Origin of the sequence: Streptomyces sp. SM1 (assembly GCF_002910825.1) — a bacterium.
In the GTDB taxonomy this organism is placed as follows: Bacteria; Actinomycetota; Actinomycetes; order Streptomycetales; family Streptomycetaceae; genus Streptomyces; species Streptomyces okerensis.
Genome location: NZ_NEUB01000334.1, coordinates 1 through 16,440 on the forward strand (window position 1 = coordinate 1; position 16,440 = coordinate 16,440).

General features: G+C 70.2%; 15 protein-coding genes. 13 read left to right on the top strand and 2 right to left on the bottom strand.

The window, feature by feature from the left end; genetic code table 11:
- Positions 1-150 precede the first annotated feature (150 nt).
- The 11 genes from pdxS to relA all read left to right on the top strand — a co-directional run bounded on the left by pdxS (position 151) and on the right by relA (position 11,932).
- A complete protein-coding gene (gene pdxS, locus B9S61_RS08325) occupies positions 151-1,062 on the top strand; it encodes a pyridoxal 5'-phosphate synthase lyase subunit PdxS (RefSeq protein ID WP_103541668.1) in 912 nt (303 codons plus the stop codon).
- A gap of 7 nt (positions 1,063-1,069) precedes the next feature.
- Positions 1,070-1,678 carry a pyridoxal 5'-phosphate synthase glutaminase subunit PdxT gene (gene pdxT / locus B9S61_RS08330; RefSeq protein WP_103541669.1) on the top strand — a complete coding sequence of 203 codons (609 nt, stop codon included), beginning with the start codon at positions 1,070-1,072 and terminating at the stop codon, positions 1,676-1,678.
- Positions 1,679-1,726: 48 nt separating this feature from the next.
- Positions 1,727-2,479 carry a YebC/PmpR family DNA-binding transcriptional regulator gene (locus B9S61_RS08335; protein ID WP_103541670.1) on the top strand — a complete coding sequence of 251 codons (753 nt, stop codon included), beginning with the start codon at positions 1,727-1,729 and terminating at the stop codon, positions 2,477-2,479.
- A 205-nt stretch (positions 2,480-2,684) separates the two neighbouring features.
- Positions 2,685-3,269, top strand: a complete 585-nt coding sequence (gene ruvC, locus B9S61_RS08340; RefSeq protein ID WP_103541671.1) for a crossover junction endodeoxyribonuclease RuvC — start codon at positions 2,685-2,687, stop codon at positions 3,267-3,269.
- A complete protein-coding gene (gene ruvA, locus B9S61_RS08345) occupies positions 3,266-3,871 on the top strand; it encodes a Holliday junction branch migration protein RuvA (protein WP_103541672.1) in 606 nt (201 codons plus the stop codon). The genes ruvC and ruvA overlap by 4 nt, the downstream gene beginning before the upstream one ends.
- A gap of 43 nt (positions 3,872-3,914) precedes the next feature.
- Complete coding sequence (gene ruvB / locus B9S61_RS08350; protein ID WP_103541673.1) at positions 3,915-4,985, top strand: Holliday junction branch migration DNA helicase RuvB; 1,071 nt, start codon at positions 3,915-3,917, stop codon at positions 4,983-4,985.
- Positions 4,986-5,150: 165 nt separating this feature from the next.
- On the top strand, positions 5,151-5,651 hold the full coding sequence (gene yajC / locus B9S61_RS08355; protein WP_103541674.1) for a preprotein translocase subunit YajC: 501 nt from the start codon (positions 5,151-5,153) through the stop codon (positions 5,649-5,651).
- Between the two features lie 130 nt (positions 5,652-5,781).
- A complete protein-coding gene (secD, locus tag B9S61_RS08360) occupies positions 5,782-7,554 on the top strand; it encodes a protein translocase subunit SecD (RefSeq protein ID WP_103541675.1) in 1,773 nt (590 codons plus the stop codon).
- 3 nt (positions 7,555-7,557) lie between these two features.
- A complete protein-coding gene (gene secF / locus B9S61_RS08365) occupies positions 7,558-8,673 on the top strand; it encodes a protein translocase subunit SecF (protein WP_103541676.1) in 1,116 nt (371 codons plus the stop codon).
- The gene (locus B9S61_RS08370) at positions 8,670-9,218 is read left to right on the top strand and encodes an adenine phosphoribosyltransferase (RefSeq protein WP_103541677.1); all 549 of its coding nucleotides are present in this window, start codon (positions 8,670-8,672) and stop codon (positions 9,216-9,218) included. Before secF ends, B9S61_RS08370 begins: the two co-directional genes overlap by 4 nt.
- Before the next feature lie 191 nt (positions 9,219-9,409).
- Positions 9,410-11,932, top strand: a complete 2,523-nt coding sequence (relA, locus tag B9S61_RS08380) for a GTP pyrophosphokinase (protein WP_103541678.1) — start codon at positions 9,410-9,412, stop codon at positions 11,930-11,932.
- A gap of 72 nt (positions 11,933-12,004) precedes the next feature.
- Here the strand turns inward: relA and B9S61_RS08385 are convergent, their stop codons facing one another.
- Both B9S61_RS08385 and B9S61_RS08390 read right to left on the bottom strand, forming a co-directional pair.
- The gene (locus B9S61_RS08385) at positions 12,005-13,234 is read right to left on the bottom strand and encodes a DUF349 domain-containing protein (protein WP_103541679.1); all 1,230 of its coding nucleotides are present in this window, start codon (positions 13,232-13,234) and stop codon (positions 12,005-12,007) included.
- Between the two features lie 138 nt (positions 13,235-13,372).
- Complete coding sequence (locus B9S61_RS08390) at positions 13,373-14,221, bottom strand: peptidylprolyl isomerase (protein ID WP_103541680.1); 849 nt, start codon at positions 14,219-14,221, stop codon at positions 13,373-13,375.
- Between the two features lie 183 nt (positions 14,222-14,404).
- Between B9S61_RS08390 and B9S61_RS08395 the strand changes: the two genes are divergently transcribed.
- Positions 14,405-15,112, top strand: a complete 708-nt coding sequence (locus tag B9S61_RS08395) for an MBL fold metallo-hydrolase (protein ID WP_103541681.1) — start codon at positions 14,405-14,407, stop codon at positions 15,110-15,112.
- Positions 15,113-15,124: 12 nt separating this feature from the next.
- Positions 15,125-16,387, top strand: coding sequence for a histidine--tRNA ligase (hisS, locus tag B9S61_RS08400; RefSeq protein ID WP_103541682.1), 1,263 nt, complete (start codon positions 15,125-15,127; stop codon positions 16,385-16,387).
- Positions 16,388-16,440: the final 53 nt, after the last annotated feature.

A 16,440-nucleotide genomic window follows, 5' to 3' on the forward strand; every position in this document is an offset into this window, starting at 1 on the left:
CGGCGCTCGCAGCGGACCCTCCCGCCCCGGAATGGCTCACCGCTGTGCGAAAACGATCCACCGGCTTCCCATTGGCCCTTGCTGTGGCCTGCTCCGTTCACGTTTCCTCGGTGCTGCAGAAACCCCCCTTTCCCCTCAGCGAGGTCATTCGTGTCCAGCACGCTCTCCGAAAACCAGGGTCCCGAGACCGGCACCGCCCGTGTGAAGCGCGGCATGGCCGAGCAGCTCAAGGGCGGCGTGATCATGGACGTCGTCACTCCGGAGCAGGCGAAGATCGCCGAGGACGCCGGAGCCGTCGCCGTCATGGCCCTGGAACGGGTCCCGGCCGACATCCGCAAGGACGGCGGCGTGGCCCGTATGTCCGACCCGGACATGATCGAGGGCATCATCGGCGCCGTGTCGATCCCCGTGATGGCCAAGTCCCGCATCGGCCACTTCGTCGAGGCCCAGGTGCTCCAGTCGCTCGGCGTCGACTACATCGACGAGTCCGAGGTCCTCACCCCGGCCGACGAGGTCAACCACTCCGACAAGTGGGCCTTCACGACCCCCTTCGTCTGCGGTGCGACCAACCTCGGCGAAGCCCTGCGCCGTATCGCCGAGGGCGCCGCCATGATCCGCTCCAAGGGTGAGGCCGGCACCGGCAACGTCGTCGAGGCCGTCCGCCACCTGCGTCAGATCAAGAACGAGATCGCCAGGCTCCGCGGCTACGACAACAACGAGCTGTACGCCGCCGCCAAGGACCTGCGCGCCCCGTACGAGCTGGTCAAGGAGGTCGCCGAACTGGGCAAGCTCCCCGTCGTGCTGTTCTCCGCCGGTGGTGTGGCCACCCCGGCCGACGCCGCGCTGATGCGTCAGCTCGGCGCCGAGGGCGTCTTCGTGGGCTCCGGCATCTTCAAGTCCGGCGACCCGGCCAAGCGCGCCGCCGCCATCGTCAAGGCGACCACCTTCTACGACGACCCGAAGGTCATCGCGGAGGCGTCCCGGAACCTCGGCGAGGCCATGGTCGGCATCAACTGCGACGCCCTCCCCGAGACCGAGCGCTACGCCAACCGGGGCTGGTAGTCCCCTGATGAGCGACGCACCCGTCATCGGTGTCCTGGCCCTCCAGGGCGACGTACGGGAGCACCTTGTCGCCCTGGCCGCGGCCGACGCCGTGGCCAGGCCGGTCAGGCGCCCCGAGGAGCTCGCCGAGGTCGACGGCCTGGTCGTCCCCGGCGGCGAGTCCACCACGATCTCCAAGCTGGCCGTCCTGTTCGGCCTGATGGAACCGCTGCGCGCGCGTGTGCGGGACGGCATGCCCGTCTACGGCACCTGCGCAGGCATGATCATGCTGGCCGACAAGATTCTCGATCCCCGCTCCGGCCAGGAGACCGTCGGCGGCATCGACATGATCGTGCGCCGCAACGCCTTCGGACGGCAGAACGAGTCCTTCGAGGCCTCGGTCGACGTCAGTGGCGTCCCGGGCGAACCGGTCGAGGGTGTCTTCATCCGCGCCCCCTGGGTGGAGTCCGTCGGCGCCGCGGTGGAGGTGCTCGCCGAGCACGGCGGACACATCGTCGCGGTCCGTCAGGGCAACGCCCTGGCCACGTCGTTCCACCCGGAGCTGACCGGAGACCACCGCGTGCACGCCCTGTTCGTCGACATGACACGCGAGAAGCGGACGGCCGAGTCCTTGTAGGATTCCTGCGTTCGTTGCAGAGATGGGTTACGCGAAGGAGACAGGCAGATGTCCGGCCACTCTAAATGGGCCACGACGAAGCACAAGAAGGCCGTGATCGATGCCAAGCGCGGCAAACTCTTCGCGAAGCTGATCAAGAACATCGAGGTCGCCGCGCGGATGGGCGGCATCGACCTGGACGGCAACCCCACGCTCTACGACGCCGTCCAGAAGGCCAAGAAGCAGTCGGTACCGAACAAGAACATCGACTCCGCCATCAAGCGCGGTGGCGGTCTCGAGGCCGGTGGCGCCGAATACGAGACGATCATGTACGAGGGCTACGGCCCGAACGGTGTCGCGGTGCTCATCGAGTGCCTCACCGACAACCGCAACCGTGCCGCCTCGGACGTACGCGTCGCGATGACCCGCAACGGCGGTTCCATGGCCGACCCCGGCTCGGTTTCCTACCTGTTCAACCGCAAGGGCGTGGTGATCGTCCCCAAGGGCGAACTGAGCGAGGACGACGTCCTCGCCGCCGTCCTGGACGCGGGCGCCGAGGAGGTCGACGACCTCGGTGAGTCCTTCGAGGTGCTCAGCGAGGCCACCGACCTGGTCGCCGTGCGCACCGCCCTGCAGGACGCCGGGATCGACTACGACTCCGCCGAGGCCAACTTCGTCCCGACCATGCAGGTCGAGCTGGACGAGGAGGGCGCCAAGAAGATCTTCAAGCTCATCGACGCCCTGGAGGACAGCGACGACGTGCAGAACGTCTTCGCCAACTTCGACGTGAGCGACGAGATCATGGAGAGGGTCGACGCGTAGCGCTGTGGCGTGCACGGCGGTTCGGCGGGCCCCTGGGACATCTCCCCGCGGGCCCGCCGCTTCTGTCAGTGGCGGCCGTTAGCCTGGCATACGTCAAAGATCACCGTCCACGGGCCGCAACCAGCAATTGAGGAACCCCGACGGCGATCGACCAGGTCCGCGAGAGCGGCGGCGGTTCAGCCGCAAAGAGGGAAGGGTGCGGCGCGTGCGCGTGCTGGGGGTGGACCCGGGGCTGACCCGGTGCGGTGTCGGCGTCGTGGAGGGTGTGGCCGGACGGCCGCTCACCATGCTCGGCGTGGGAGTCGTCCGCACGCTGGCGGACGCCGACCTCGGACACCGTCTCGTCGCCGTCGAGCAGGGCCTCGAACAGTGGCTGGACGAATACCGCCCCGACTGCGTCGCCGTGGAGCGCGTCTTCAGCCAGCACAACGTGCGTACGGTGATGGGCACCGCCCAGGCCAGCGCGGTGGCGATCCTGTGCGCCTCCCGCCGCGGCCTCCCCGTCGCCCTGCACACGCCCAGCGAGGTCAAGGCCGCCGTCACCGGCTCGGGCCGCGCCGACAAGGCCCAGGTCGGTGCCATGGTCACCCGGCTGCTGCGGCTCGACGCACCGCCGAAACCCGCCGACGCCGCCGACGCCCTCGCGCTCGCCATCTGCCACATCTGGCGCGCGCCCGCCCAGAACCGGCTCCAGCGGGCCGCCGCCCTGCACCCCTCGAAGACCTCCCGCGCACCACAAGCCTCACCAGCACCACAAGCCCCGCATGCAACGAAAGGCCGTACGGCATGATCGCCTTCGTCAGCGGCACGGTCGCCGCCCTCGCCCCCAACGCCGCGGTGGTCGAGGTCGGCGGCGTCGGCATGGCCGTCCAGTGCACGCCGGGCACCCTGTCCACGCTCCGCGTCGGCAAGCCCGCGAGACTCGCCACCTCCCTCGTCGTCCGCGAGGACTCCCTGACCCTCTACGGCTTCGCCGACGACGACGAGCGCCAGGTCTTCGAGCTGCTCCAGACCGCCAGCGGCGTCGGCCCCCGGCTGGCCCAGGCGATGCTCGCCGTGCACGCCCCCGACGCGCTGCGCGCGGCCGTCGCCGCCGGTGACGAGAAGACGCTGACCGCCGTCCCCGGCATCGGCAAGAAGGGTGCCCAGAAACTGCTCCTGGAGCTGAAGGACCGCCTGGGCGCGCCGACCGGGACCCCCGCCGTCGGCGCACCGGTCACCACCGGCTGGCGCGACCAGCTGCACGCCGCCCTGATCGGCCTCGGGTACGCGACCCGCGAGGCCGACGAGGCCGTGTCCGCGGTGGCGCCCGGTGCGGAGGCCGCCGGGGGCACCCCGCAGGTGGGGCAGCTGCTGAAGGCCGCCCTGCAGACACTGAACCGCGCCCGATAGCCCGCGGCCCGAGAGCCCGTACCGAGAGCTGAGGCACACGCACATGAACTGGGACGACACGACCGACACCTCCGACGGGGAGCGGCTCGTCGGGGCGTCCGCCGACGGTGAGGACCAGGCGGTCGAGGCCGCCCTGCGCCCCAAGGACCTGGGCGAGTTCATCGGCCAGGAGAAGGTCCGCGAGCAACTGGACCTCGTCCTGCGCGCCGCACGCGCGCGCGGTGCCACCGCCGACCATGTACTGCTCTCCGGCGCCCCCGGTCTCGGCAAGACCACCCTCTCGATGATCATCGCGGCCGAGATGGAAGCGCCCATCCGCATCACCTCGGGCCCGGCCATCCAGCACGCCGGCGACCTCGCGGCGATCCTCTCCTCCCTCCAGGAGGGCGAGGTCCTCTTCCTCGACGAGATCCACCGCATGTCGCGGCCCGCCGAGGAGATGCTCTACATGGCGATGGAGGACTTCCGCGTCGACGTGATCATCGGCAAGGGCCCCGGCGCCACCGCCATCCCGCTCGAACTGCCGCCCTTCACCCTGGTCGGCGCCACCACCAGGGCCGGCCTGCTGCCGCCCCCGCTGCGCGACCGCTTCGGCTTCACCGCGCACATGGAGTTCTACGAGCCGGCCGAACTGGAGCGGGTCGTCCACCGCTCGGCGAGCCTGCTCGACGTCGAGATCGAACCGGACGGAGCCGCGGAGATCGCCGGCCGCTCCCGCGGCACGCCCCGTATCGCCAACCGTCTCCTGCGCCGCGTCCGGGACTACGCGCAGGTCAAGGCCGACGGCCTGATCACCAAGGACATCGCCGCGGCGGCCCTCGCCGTCTACGAGGTCGACGCCCGCGGCCTCGACCGGCTGGACCGGGGGGTGCTCGAGGCCCTCCTCAAGCTGTTCGGCGGCGGACCGGTCGGCCTGTCCACGCTCGCTGTCGCGGTGGGGGAGGAGCGTGAGACCGTGGAGGAGGTGGCGGAGCCCTTCCTGGTACGGGAGGGACTGCTCGCCCGCACCCCCCGCGGACGGGTCGCCACCCCGGCGGCCTGGGCGCACCTCGGGCTCACACCGCCCCGCTCGCAGGCCGCCGGAAACGGACAAGGGAACCTGTTCGGGGCGTGAGCGCGAGGGCACTGGCCGGGGCAGGAACCCGGGTGCCATGCTGAGCGTTGTTCCCTTGGCGCGGACTCGCTTAGACTCCGCCGGTGCCGCCGTTGTCGGCGGCACCACATACCCCCAACCATCAGGCCGTTCACCATCGCGGTCGTGTGAAGGAAGTTCCGACCCGTGAGTCTCCTGACCCTCCTCCCGTTCATTGTGCTCATCGGGGCCATGTTTCTGATGACCCGGTCGGCCAAGAAGAAGCAGCAGCAGGCCATCGACATGCGGAACCAGATGCAGCCCGGTTCCGGCGTCCGCACCATCGGGGGCATGTACGCCACGGTCAAGGAGGTCAGCGAGGACACGGTCCTCCTCGACGCCGGCCCGGGTGTGGAACTGCTGTTCGCGAAGAACTCGATCGGTGCCGTCCTGACGGACGAGGAGTACAACCGCATCGTCCACGGCATCGAGCACGACCTGAAGTCCGACACCGACGTCGTCCCCGACGACGCCTCCTCCCTCACCGAGACCGACGACTCCTCCGACGCTGCCGCCGCCTCCGACGACACGCCTGTCGACCTCGGCAAGAAGGACGCGGCCGACGAGCCGGCCGACGCCGACACCGCCGACGAGGCGAAGGCGGACGCGCAGTCGAAGAAGTCCGAGGGCGACTCCGAGGCGAAGTAGTCATGTCCCGGGGCGCGCGGGTGCTGCCCGCGCGCCCCGGGACATGCCCAGCTCGCACGGAATCCCCACACCATATGACCGCGCCGCACCCTGACCCGGTGCGCGGCGGCTCGAGAGGGAGTACGAGAAGGTGGCAGCACTCAAAAAGGGAAAGAACGCGAGCGCCACAAGCAATCCGTGGCGCTCGCTGGCTCTGATCCTGATCGCCATGGTGGCGCTCACGGGGGGAATGTTCGCCTCCGGGCACACCACACCGCGTCTCGGTATCGACCTGGCCGGTGGCACGAGCATCACCCTGGCGGCGGTCCCCGAGGCCGGCCAGGAGTCCGCGATCAACAAGACCAACATGAACACCGCGGTCTCCATCATGGAGCGGCGTGTCAACGGTCTCGGTGTCTCCGAGGCCGAGGTCCAGACGCAGGGCACCCGCAACATCATCGTCAACATTCCCAAGGGCACGAACTCCAAGCAGGCCCGGGAACAGGTGGGCACCACCGCCAAGCTCTACTTCCGCCCGGTCATCGCCACCGAACTCGCCGGCGGCGGGACCGCTCCGTCGCCCAGCGCGACCGGCGACGAATCGGAGCAGGACTCCGGCAAGGACAAGGCGACCGACAAGGCCACGGACAAGGCGACCGACGGCTCGTCGCCGTCCGCCTCCACCGGCCCGTCGGCGAGTGCCACCACCCAGGGCCGCGCGGTCACCGACGCCCTGAAGGCCGACGAGACCCCCTCCGCCTCCCCGAGCGGCAAGGCCGAGGACTCCCCGTCCGCCACCGGCGGCGCCTCCGGCGACGCAGACCTCCAGGCCCAGTACGCCGCGCTCGACTGCACCAAGGAGAGCGTCCGCGCCAAGGCCGGTGACGGATCCAAGGCCACCGACTCGATCGTCGCCTGCGGCCAGAACTCCCAGGGCCAGTGGCAGAAGTACGTCCTCGGCCCCGCCGCGGTCGACGGCACGGACGTCGACGAGGCCGACGCCGTCCTGAACACCCAGACCGGTGCCGGCTGGATCGTCACCATGAAGTTCACGGGCAAGGGCGCCGAGAAGTTCGCCGACATCACCGGCCAGCTCGCCCAGAAGCAGTCCCCGCAGAACCAGTTCGCCATCGTCCTGGACAACGAGGTCGTCTCCGACCCGTACGTCAGCCAGGCCCTGACCGGTGGAAACGCCGAGATCTCCGGCAACTTCAACCAGCAGTCGTCGCAGGAACTGGCGAACATGCTGTCCTACGGCGCGCTGCCGCTGACCTTCCGCGAGGACAGCGTCACCACCGTCACCGCCGCGCTCGGCGGCGAGCAGCTGAAGGCCGGTCTGATCGCCGGTGCCATCGGCCTCGCCCTGGTCGTCCTCTACCTGCTGGTCTACTACCGCGGCCTGTCCTTCATCGCCATCCTCTCCCTGCTGGTCTCCGCGGCCCTCACCTACGTGATCATGTCGCTGCTCGGCCCGACCATCGGCTTCGCGCTGAACCTGCCGGCCGTGTGCGGTGCCATCGTCGCGATCGGCATCACGGCGGACTCGTTCATCGTGTTCTTCGAACGGGTCCGCGACGAGATCCGCGAGGGCCGCACGCTGCGCCCGGCCGTGGAGCGGGCCTGGCCGCGTGCCCGGCGGACCATCCTGGTCTCCGACTTCGTGTCGTTCCTCGCCGCCGCCGTGCTCTTCGTCGTCACCGTCGGCAAGGTCCAGGGCTTCGCGTTCACGCTCGGCCTGACCACCGTGCTCGACGTCGTGGTGGTGTTCCTCTTCACCAAGCCCCTGCTCACGCTGATGGCCCGCCGGAAGTTCTTCGCGAGCGGCCACAAGTGGTCCGGACTCGACCCGAAGGCGCTGGGCGCGAAACCACCCCTGCGCCGCACCCGTCGTTCCCCCGCCCCCGCCATGACGAAGGAGGCGTGAGAGATGTCGAAACTCGGCACCCTCGGGGCCCGGCTGCACCACGGTGAGGTCGGCTACGACTTCGTCAAGAACCGCAAGATCTGGTACGCCGTCTCCATCCTGATCACCATCCTGGCCATCGCCGGCCTGGCGGTGCGAGGCCTGCACATGGGCATCGAGTTCCAGGGCGGCGCGGTCTTCACCACCCCCAAGAACATGACCGTCTCGGTCGCCACGGCCGAGGGGTACGCGGAGGAGGCCTCCGGCCACGACGCCATCGTCCAGCAGCTCGGCGACGGCAGCATGCGCATCCAGGTCGCCGGCATCGACACCGGGACCTCGGACAAGATCAAGGACACGCTCGCCGAGGACCTCAAGATCGACGCCGAGCAGATCAACGCCGAGCTGGTCGGACCGAGCTGGGGCGAGCAGATCGCCAACAAGGCCTGGCAGGGCCTCGGCATCTTCATGGTCCTCGTCGTGATCTATCTGGCGATCGCCTTCGAGTGGCGCATGGCGGTCGCCGCGTTCGTCGCGCTGATCCACGACATCACGATCACGGTCGGCATCTACGCGCTCGTCGGCTTCGAGGTCACACCGGGCACGGTGATCGGTCTGCTGACCATCCTCGGCTACTCGCTGTACGACACGGTCGTCGTCTTCGACAGCCTCAAGGAACAGACGAGAGACATCACCAAGCAGAACCGCTGGACGTACAGCGAGATCGCCAACCGCTCCATCAACAGCACCCTGGTCCGTTCCATCAACACGACGGTGGTCGCGCTGCTGCCGGTGGCGGGCCTGCTGTTCATCGGCGGCGGTGTCCTCGGCGCGGGCATGCTCAACGACATCTCGCTGTCGCTGTTCGTCGGCCTCGCCGCCGGCGCGTACTCCTCGATCTTCATCGCCACCCCGCTCGTCGCCGACCTCAAGGAGCTCGAGCCGGGGATGAAGTCCCTGAAGAAGCGGGTCATGGCCAAGCGCGCCCAGGGCGCTGACGAGGACGAGGACCCGCAGACGGCGACGGTCGCCGTCGGGGGCCCCGGCGACGAGGGCGAGGACGTCACGCCGGCGGTCGTCGGACCGCGCAGCCGGTCCGCGTCCCGCGGCCGGGGCCGTCCCTCGGGGAAGCGCCGATGACCGGGCTCACCGGCATCCAGACCCTGCTGCTCAGCAGGATCCGGGACGTGGCGGACCACCCGGAGCCGGGGGTGATGTTCAAGGACATCACCCCGCTCCTGGCGGATCCGGCGGCCTTCTCCGCGCTCAGTGACGTCCTCTCCGGTATCGCCCGGAGCACCGGCGCCACCAAGATCGTCGGTCTGGAGGCCCGGGGCTTCATCCTCGGCGCCCCGGTCGCCGTCCGCGCGGGCCTCGGCTTCATCCCCGTACGCAAGGCGGGCAAGCTCCCCGGAGCCACCCTCAGCCAGGCCTACGACCTGGAGTACGGCTCCGCCGAGATCGAGGTGCACGCGGAGGATCTGACCGAGCGTGACCGCGTCCTGGTGATCGACGACGTCCTCGCCACCGGTGGCACCGCCGAGGCCTCCCTGAAGCTCATCCGCAGGGCGGGCGCCGAGGTCGTGGGCCTCGCCGTGCTGATGGAACTGGGCTTCCTCGGCGGCCGGGCCAGGGTGGAGCCCGCCCTGGCGGGCGCCCCGCTGGAGGCGCTGCTCACCGTCTGACCGGCCCGGACAGGCAAATGTGTCCATATCGCACCACGCAGGCGGACCCGGAGGAATCCGGCGTCCGCCTCGTGCGTCTCCGGGGTAGACGGTCCTCACACCGCTCCGAAGGCGATCCGCGGGCGGGGGATCGCTACCATGGGGGCTCCGGAGCCTGACCGGGGGACCCGGATCGCGCACGAGGAGTCCTCTTGCCAGACGAGGCCCAACATCTGACCGCAGCCAAGCCCGAGTCCGCCTCGGCGGCCGCGGCGAAGCCCGCGCCGAGCGCGCCCCACGCGAAGAACGACACGCGTGGGCCGGTCCAGCACGCCCAGTCCACGCCGGTCGACAAGCCCGAGCAGCCCCGCCCCAAGCCCTCCCCACCCGAGCGCTCGGCCGCCGTGGCCCGTCCCAACACGGGCCAGCCCGCCCGCTCCGGCTCCTCCAACCGCGTCCGCGCCCGCCTCGCCCGGCTCGGCGTCCAGCGCGCCAACCCGTACAACCCGGTGCTCGAGCCGCTGCTGCGCATCGTCCGCGGCAACGACCCCAAGATCGAGAACGCCACGCTGCGCCAGATCGAGCGTGCCTACCAGGTCGCCGAGCGCTGGCACCGCGGCCAGAAGCGCAAGAGCGGCGACCCGTACATCACGCACCCGCTCGCCGTCACCACCATCCTCGCCGAGCTCGGCATGGACCCGGCCACGCTCATGGCCGGCCTGCTGCACGACACCGTCGAGGACACCGAGTACGGCCTGGAGGACCTGCGCCGCGACTTCGGCGACGTCGTCACCCTGCTCGTCGACGGCGTCACCAAGCTGGACAAGGTCAAGTTCGGCGAGGCCGCGCAGGCCGAGACCGTGCGCAAGATGGTCGTGGCCATGGCCAAGGACCCCCGGGTCCTGGTCATCAAGCTCGCCGACCGCCTGCACAACATGCGCACCATGCGCTACCTCAAGCGCGAGAAGCAGGAGAAGAAGGCGCGCGAGACCCTGGAGATCTACGCGCCGCTCGCCCACCGCCTGGGCATGAACACCATCAAGTGGGAGCTGGAGGACCTCGCCTTCGCGATCCTCTACCCCAAGATGTACGACGAGATCGTCCGCCTGGTCGCCGAGCGCGCCCCCAAGCGCGACGAGTACCTCGCCATCGTCACCGACGAGGTGCAGCAGGACCTCCGGTCCGCCCGCATCAAGGCCACCGTCACCGGCCGCCCCAAGCACTACTACAGCGTCTACCAGAAGATGATCGTCCGCGGCCGTGACTTCGCGGAGATCTACGACCTGGTGGGCATCCGCGTCCTCGTGGACACCGTCCGCGACTGCTACGCGGCCCTCGGCACGGTGCACGCGCGATGGAACCCGGTCCCCGGCCGGTTCAAGGACTACATCGCGATGCCCAAGTTCAACATGTACCAGTCGCTGCACACCACGGTCATCGGCCCCGGCGGCAAACCGGTCGAGCTGCAGATCCGCACCTTCGACATGCACCGCCGCGCGGAGTACGGCATCGCCGCGCACTGGAAGTACAAGCAGGAGGCCGTCGCCGGCGCCTCCAAGGTCCGCACCGACGTCCCCAGGCCGGCCGGCAAGGACAAGGACGCCATCAACGACATGGCGTGGCTCCGGCAGCTCCTGGACTGGCAGAAGGAGACCGAGGACCCGGGCGAGTTCCTGGAGTCCCTGCGCTTCGACCTCTCCCGCAACGAGGTCTTCGTCTTCACCCCCAAGGGCGACGTGATAGCGCTGCCCGCCGGTGCCACCCCCGTGGACTTCGCGTACGCGGTCCACACCGAGGTCGGCCACCGCACCATAGGAGCACGGGTCAACGGCCGTCTCGTACCGCTCGAGTCGACCCTCGACAACGGCGACCTGGTGGAGGTCTTCACCTCCAAGGCGGCCGGCGCGGGCCCCTCCCGCGACTGGCTCGGCTTCGTCAAGTCACCGCGCGCCCGCAACAAGATCCGCGCCTGGTTCTCCAAGGAGCGCCGCGACGAGGCCATCGAGCACGGCAAGGACTCCATCGTCCGCGCCATGCGCAAGCAGAACCTGCCGATCCAGCGCATCCTCACCGGCGACTCCCTGGTCACCCTGGCGCACGAGATGCGCTACTCCGACATCTCCGCGCTGTACGCGGCGATCGGCGAGGGCCACGTCTCCGCACAGAACATCGTGCGGAAACTCGTCCAGGCCCTCGGCGGCGAAGAGGCGGCCACCGAGGAGATCGACGAGTCGGTCCCGCCGGCCCGCAGCCGCAAGCGCCGCTCCAGCGCCGACCCCGGCGTCGTCGTCAAGGGCGTCGAGGACGTCTGGGTCAAGCTGGCCCGCTGCTGCACACCGGTGCCCGGAGACCCGATCATCGGCTTCGTGACCCGTGGCAGCGGGGTCTCGGTGCACCGCAGCGACTGCGTCAACGTCGACTCGCTGTCCCGCGAGCCCGAGCGGATCCTCGAGGTCGAGTGGGCGCCCACCCAGTCCTCGGTCTTCCTGGTCGCCATCCAGGTCGAGGCCCTGGACCGCTCCCGGCTGCTGTCGGACGTCACCCGCGTCCTGTCCGACCAGCACGTCAACATCCTCTCCGCGGCCGTCCAGACCTCCCGCGACCGGGTCGCCACCTCCCGCTTCACCTTCGAGATGGGCGACCCCAAGCACCTGGGCCACGTCCTGAAGGCCGTACGCGGCGTGGAGGGCGTCTACGACGTCTACCGGGTGACCTCGGCCCGCAACCGCACGTAGACGCACGAGAGGGGGCTGCCGTACCAGCTACGGCAGCCCCCTCTCGTGCGGGCGGGTCAGGATCCGGGGGTCTCAGCCGCCGAACTCCTGCAGGCCCTTCAGCGCCTGGTCCAGCAGCGCCTGGCGGCCCTCCAGCTCCCGCTCGAGCTTCTCCGCCTTGGCGGTGTTGCCCTGCGCGCGCGCCTGCTCGGCCTGGCCCTTCAGCTTGTCCACGGCGGCCTGGAGCTGGCCGGTCAGACCCGCGGCACGCGCGCGTGCCTCCGGGTTCGTCCGGCGCCACTCGGTCTCCTCGGCCTCCCGCAGGGCCCGCTCCACGGTGTGCATCCGGCCCTCGACCTTCGGGCGGGCGTCCCGCGGCACGTGGCCGATGGCCTCCCAGCGCTCGTTGAGCGCGCGGAACGCGGCCCGCGAGGCCTTCAGATCAGTGACCGGCAGCAGCTTCTCGGCCTCCCCGGCCAGCTCCTCCTTCAGCTTCAGGTTCTCCGCCTGCTCGGCGTCCCGCTCGGCGAAGACCGAGCTGCGGGCGGCGAAGAAGACGTCCTGGGCGCCGCGGAAGCGGTTCCACAGGTCCTCCTCGTGCTCGCGCTGGGCGCGGCCCGCGGCCTTCCACTCCGTCATCAGATCGCGGTAGCGGGCCGCCGTCGGCCCCCAGTCCGTCGAGCCCGACAGCGACTCGGCCTCGGCGACCAGCCGCTCCTTGGCCTTGCGGGCCTCTTCGCGCTGCGCGTCCAGCTGCGCGAAGTGCTGCTTGCGCCGCTTGGAGAACGCCGACCGCGCGTGCGAGAACCGGTGCCACAGCTCGTCGTCGGACTTGCGGTCCAGCCGCGGCAGGCCCTTCCAGGTGTCCACCAGGGACCGCAGCCGTTCACCGGCCACCCGCCACTGGTCGGACTGCGCCAGCTCCTCCGCCTCGACGACCAGCGCCTCCTTGGCGTGGCGCGCCTCGTCCGACTGCTTGGCCCGCTGCGCCTTGCGCTCCTCGCGGCGCGCCTCCACCAGTTCCACGAGCATGTCCAGCCGGGCCCTGAGGGCGTCCAGATCACCGACCGCGTGGTGGGCGTCGACCTGCTCGCGCAGATGCCCGATCGCGGTCTGGGCGTCCTTGGACGACAGGTCGGTGGTCTTCACTCGCTTCTCGAGGAGGCCGATCTCGACAACCAGGCCCTCGTACTTGCGCTCGAAGTAGGCCAGCGCCTCCTCGGGGGAGCCCGCCTGCCAGGAACCGACGACCTGCTCGCCGTCGGCCGTACGCACGTACACGGTCCCCGTCTCGTCGACGCGGCCCCACGGGTCGCTGCTCACAGCGCCTCCTCCACATGATGCCGTCGAGGGGGCCTGCGAGCTCCCCCGGGCATCGTCCACAGTTTCGTCACGGCCAACATAGGCGACCGACGGGATGCCTGTCCGCATCCCGCGCGACCGAAGTTCCGCAGTTGGGGGTCAGGATTTGGTGACCGTCGCCTTGTTGATGACGACCGTCGCGTTGGGTGCCGTGTTCCCGGTCGCGGGGTCCATGGGCTGCGCACCCGCGTCCGCGATCTTCTTCAGCACCTTCATCCCCGCCTCGGACACCGTGCCGAACGGTGTGTAGTCGGGCGGCAGCTGACTGTCCCGGTAGACCAGGAAGAACTGGCTGCCTCCGCTGTCGCGCCCCTGCTGCGTCTGCGCGTTGTACTGGTTGGCCATCGCGACCGTGCCGGCCGGGTACACGTTGCCCTGGAGGCTCTTGTCCTTCAGATTCTCGTCGGGGATCGTGTAGCCGGGGCCACCCGCTCCGGTGCCCTGCGGGTCGCCGCACTGGAGCACGTAGATGCCCTGGTCGGTCAGCCGGTGGCACTTGGTGTGGTCGAAGTAGCCCTTGTTCGCGAGGAAGTCGAAGGAGTTGACGGTGTGCGGCGCCGCCGACGCCTTCAGCGCCACGTCGATCGCACCGCAGGTGGTGTCCAGCTTCATGGTGTACTTCGCCGACTTGTCGATGGACATCGCCGGCTCCTTCTTCCACGTCTGCGAGGCGACCTTGCCCCCGGCGGGCTTGCCGCACGGGTCCGGCGCCTTGCTGCTCGGCGCGGCGCTCGGCGTGACCTCCGCGTTCGCGTTGCTCTTGTCGTCGTCCTGCTCCAGCGCCCCGGTCGCGTACAGCGCGCCGCTGCCCACGAGGACCACACCGAGCGCGGACGCGATGACCGAGTTGCGGATCCGCGACTTGCGGCGCGCGTCGGTACGCCGCTGCTGCTGCCGCAAGAACTTCTCCCGGGCGAGCTGACGCCGCCGCTGTTCCTGGCTGACCACCGGGTTCTCTCCTCATGCGTCTCGTGTGCCGGCCGGTACGCGTGCGTGCGTGCGGTGAGCCGACCGCCTGCGTGTGCCCCGTACCGTATATGGGTTCGCTGAGGAATCGGCAGCGCCGGTAGGCTCTGACCACGGGCGCAGCCCCGTCGCAAGCCTCCCGTATCGACACAACGAAGGACGATCGTGCTCATTGCCGGGTTCCCCGCCGGGGCCTGGGGGACGAACTGTTATCTCGTCGCCCCCGCCGCCGGTGAGGAGTGCGTGATCATCGACCCCGGCCACCAGGCCGCCGACGGCGTCGTGGAGGCGGTCCGCAAGCACCGCCTCAAGCCCGTCGCCGTCGTCCTCACCCACGGCCACATCGACCATGTCGCCTCGGTCGTCCCGGTGTGCGGAGCGCACGACGTACCGGCCTGGATCCACCCCGAGGACCGCTACATGATGAGCGACCCCGAGAAGGGGATCGGCCGCGCCATCGGCATGCCCCTGATGGGCGAGCTGACCGTGGGGGAGCCGGACGACGTCAGGGAACTCACCGACGGCACGCGGCTGGACCTCGCGGGCCTGACGTTCTCCGTCGCGCACGCGCCGGGCCATACCAAGGGGTCGGTGACCTTCGGCCTGCCCGAGGCGGCGGACATCCCGCCGGTCATGTTCTCGGGCGACCTGCTGTTCGCCGGCTCCATCGGACGCACCGACCTGCCCGGCGGTGACATGGCCGAGATGCTCGACTCGCTGGCCCGCGTGTGCCTGCCGCTCGACGACTCGACCGTGGTGCTGTCCGGCCACGGCCCCCAGACGACCATCGGCCAGGAGCGCGCCACCAACCCGTATCTGCGGCAGGTGGCGGGCGGCCAGGGCACCTCCGAGGCGCCCCGACGAGGAATGTGACGAGTAACTTCCGTGAGCACCTTCAAGGCCCCCAAGGGCACGTACGACCTGATCCCGCCGGTCGGCGCCAGGTACCTCGCCGTCCGTGAGGCCATCGCGGCCCCGCTGCGGGGCGCCGGCTACGGCTACGTCGAGACGCCGGGCTTCGAGAACACCGAGCTGTTCGCACGCGGCGTCGGTGAGTCCACCGACATCGTGACCAAGGAGATGTACGCCTTCGAGACCAAGGGCGGCGACCGGCTCGCCCTGCGTCCCGAAGGCACCGCCTCCGTGCTGCGCGCCGCCCTGGAGGCCAACCTGCACAAGGCCGGCAACCTCCCGGTCAAGCTCTGGTACTCCGGCTCGTACTACCGCTACGAGCGCCCCCAGAAGGGCCGCTACCGCCACTTCTCCCAGGTCGGCGCCGAGGCGATCGGCGCGGAGGACCCCGCGCTGGACGCCGAGCTGATCATCCTCGCCGATCAGGCCTACCGCTCACTGGGCCTGCGCGACTTCCGCATCCTGCTGAACAGCCTGGGCGACCGGGAGTGCCGCCCGGTGTACCGGACCGCGCTGCAGGACTTCCTGCGCGGCCTGGACCTGGACGAGGACACCCTGCGCCGCGCGGAGATCAACCCGCTGCGCGTCCTGGACGACAAGCGCGAGTCGGTACAGAAGCAGCTCACCGGCGCGCCCCTGCTGCGGGACTACCTCTGCGACGCCTGCAAGGCCTACCACGAGGAGGTCCGCGAGCTGGTCACGGCGGCGGGCGTGGCCTTCGAGGACGACCCCAGGCTGGTCCGCGGCCTGGACTACTACACCCGCACCACCTTCGAGTTCGTCCACGACGGTCTGGGCTCCCAGTCCGCGGTGGGCGGCGGCGGCCGCTACGACGGACTGTCCGAGATGATCGGCGGCCCCGCCCTGCCGTCCGTCGGCTGGGCCCTCGGCGTCGACCGCACCGTGCTGGCCCTGGAGGCGGAAGGCGTCGAGCTCGAACTCCCCGCCACCACCAGCGTGTTCGCCGTCCCGCTCGGTGACGAGGCCCGCCGCGTGCTGTTCGCCAAGGTCACCGAGCTGCGCAAGAACGGTGTGGCGGCGGACTTCTCCTACGGCGGCAAGGGCCTCAAGGCCGCGATGAAGGCCGCCAACCGTTCCGGCGCCCGCTACTCCCTGGTGCTGGGCGAGCGCGACCTCGCCGAAGGCGTCGTCCAGCTCAAGGACATGGAGTCCGGCGAGCAGACGGCGGTCGGCGTGAACGAGGTCGTGGCCGAACTGGAGTCACGGCTCGGCTGAACCCCGCGCGGGCCCGCGGGACACCCCGGCGGGGGACACGGGGTGGAGCGTGT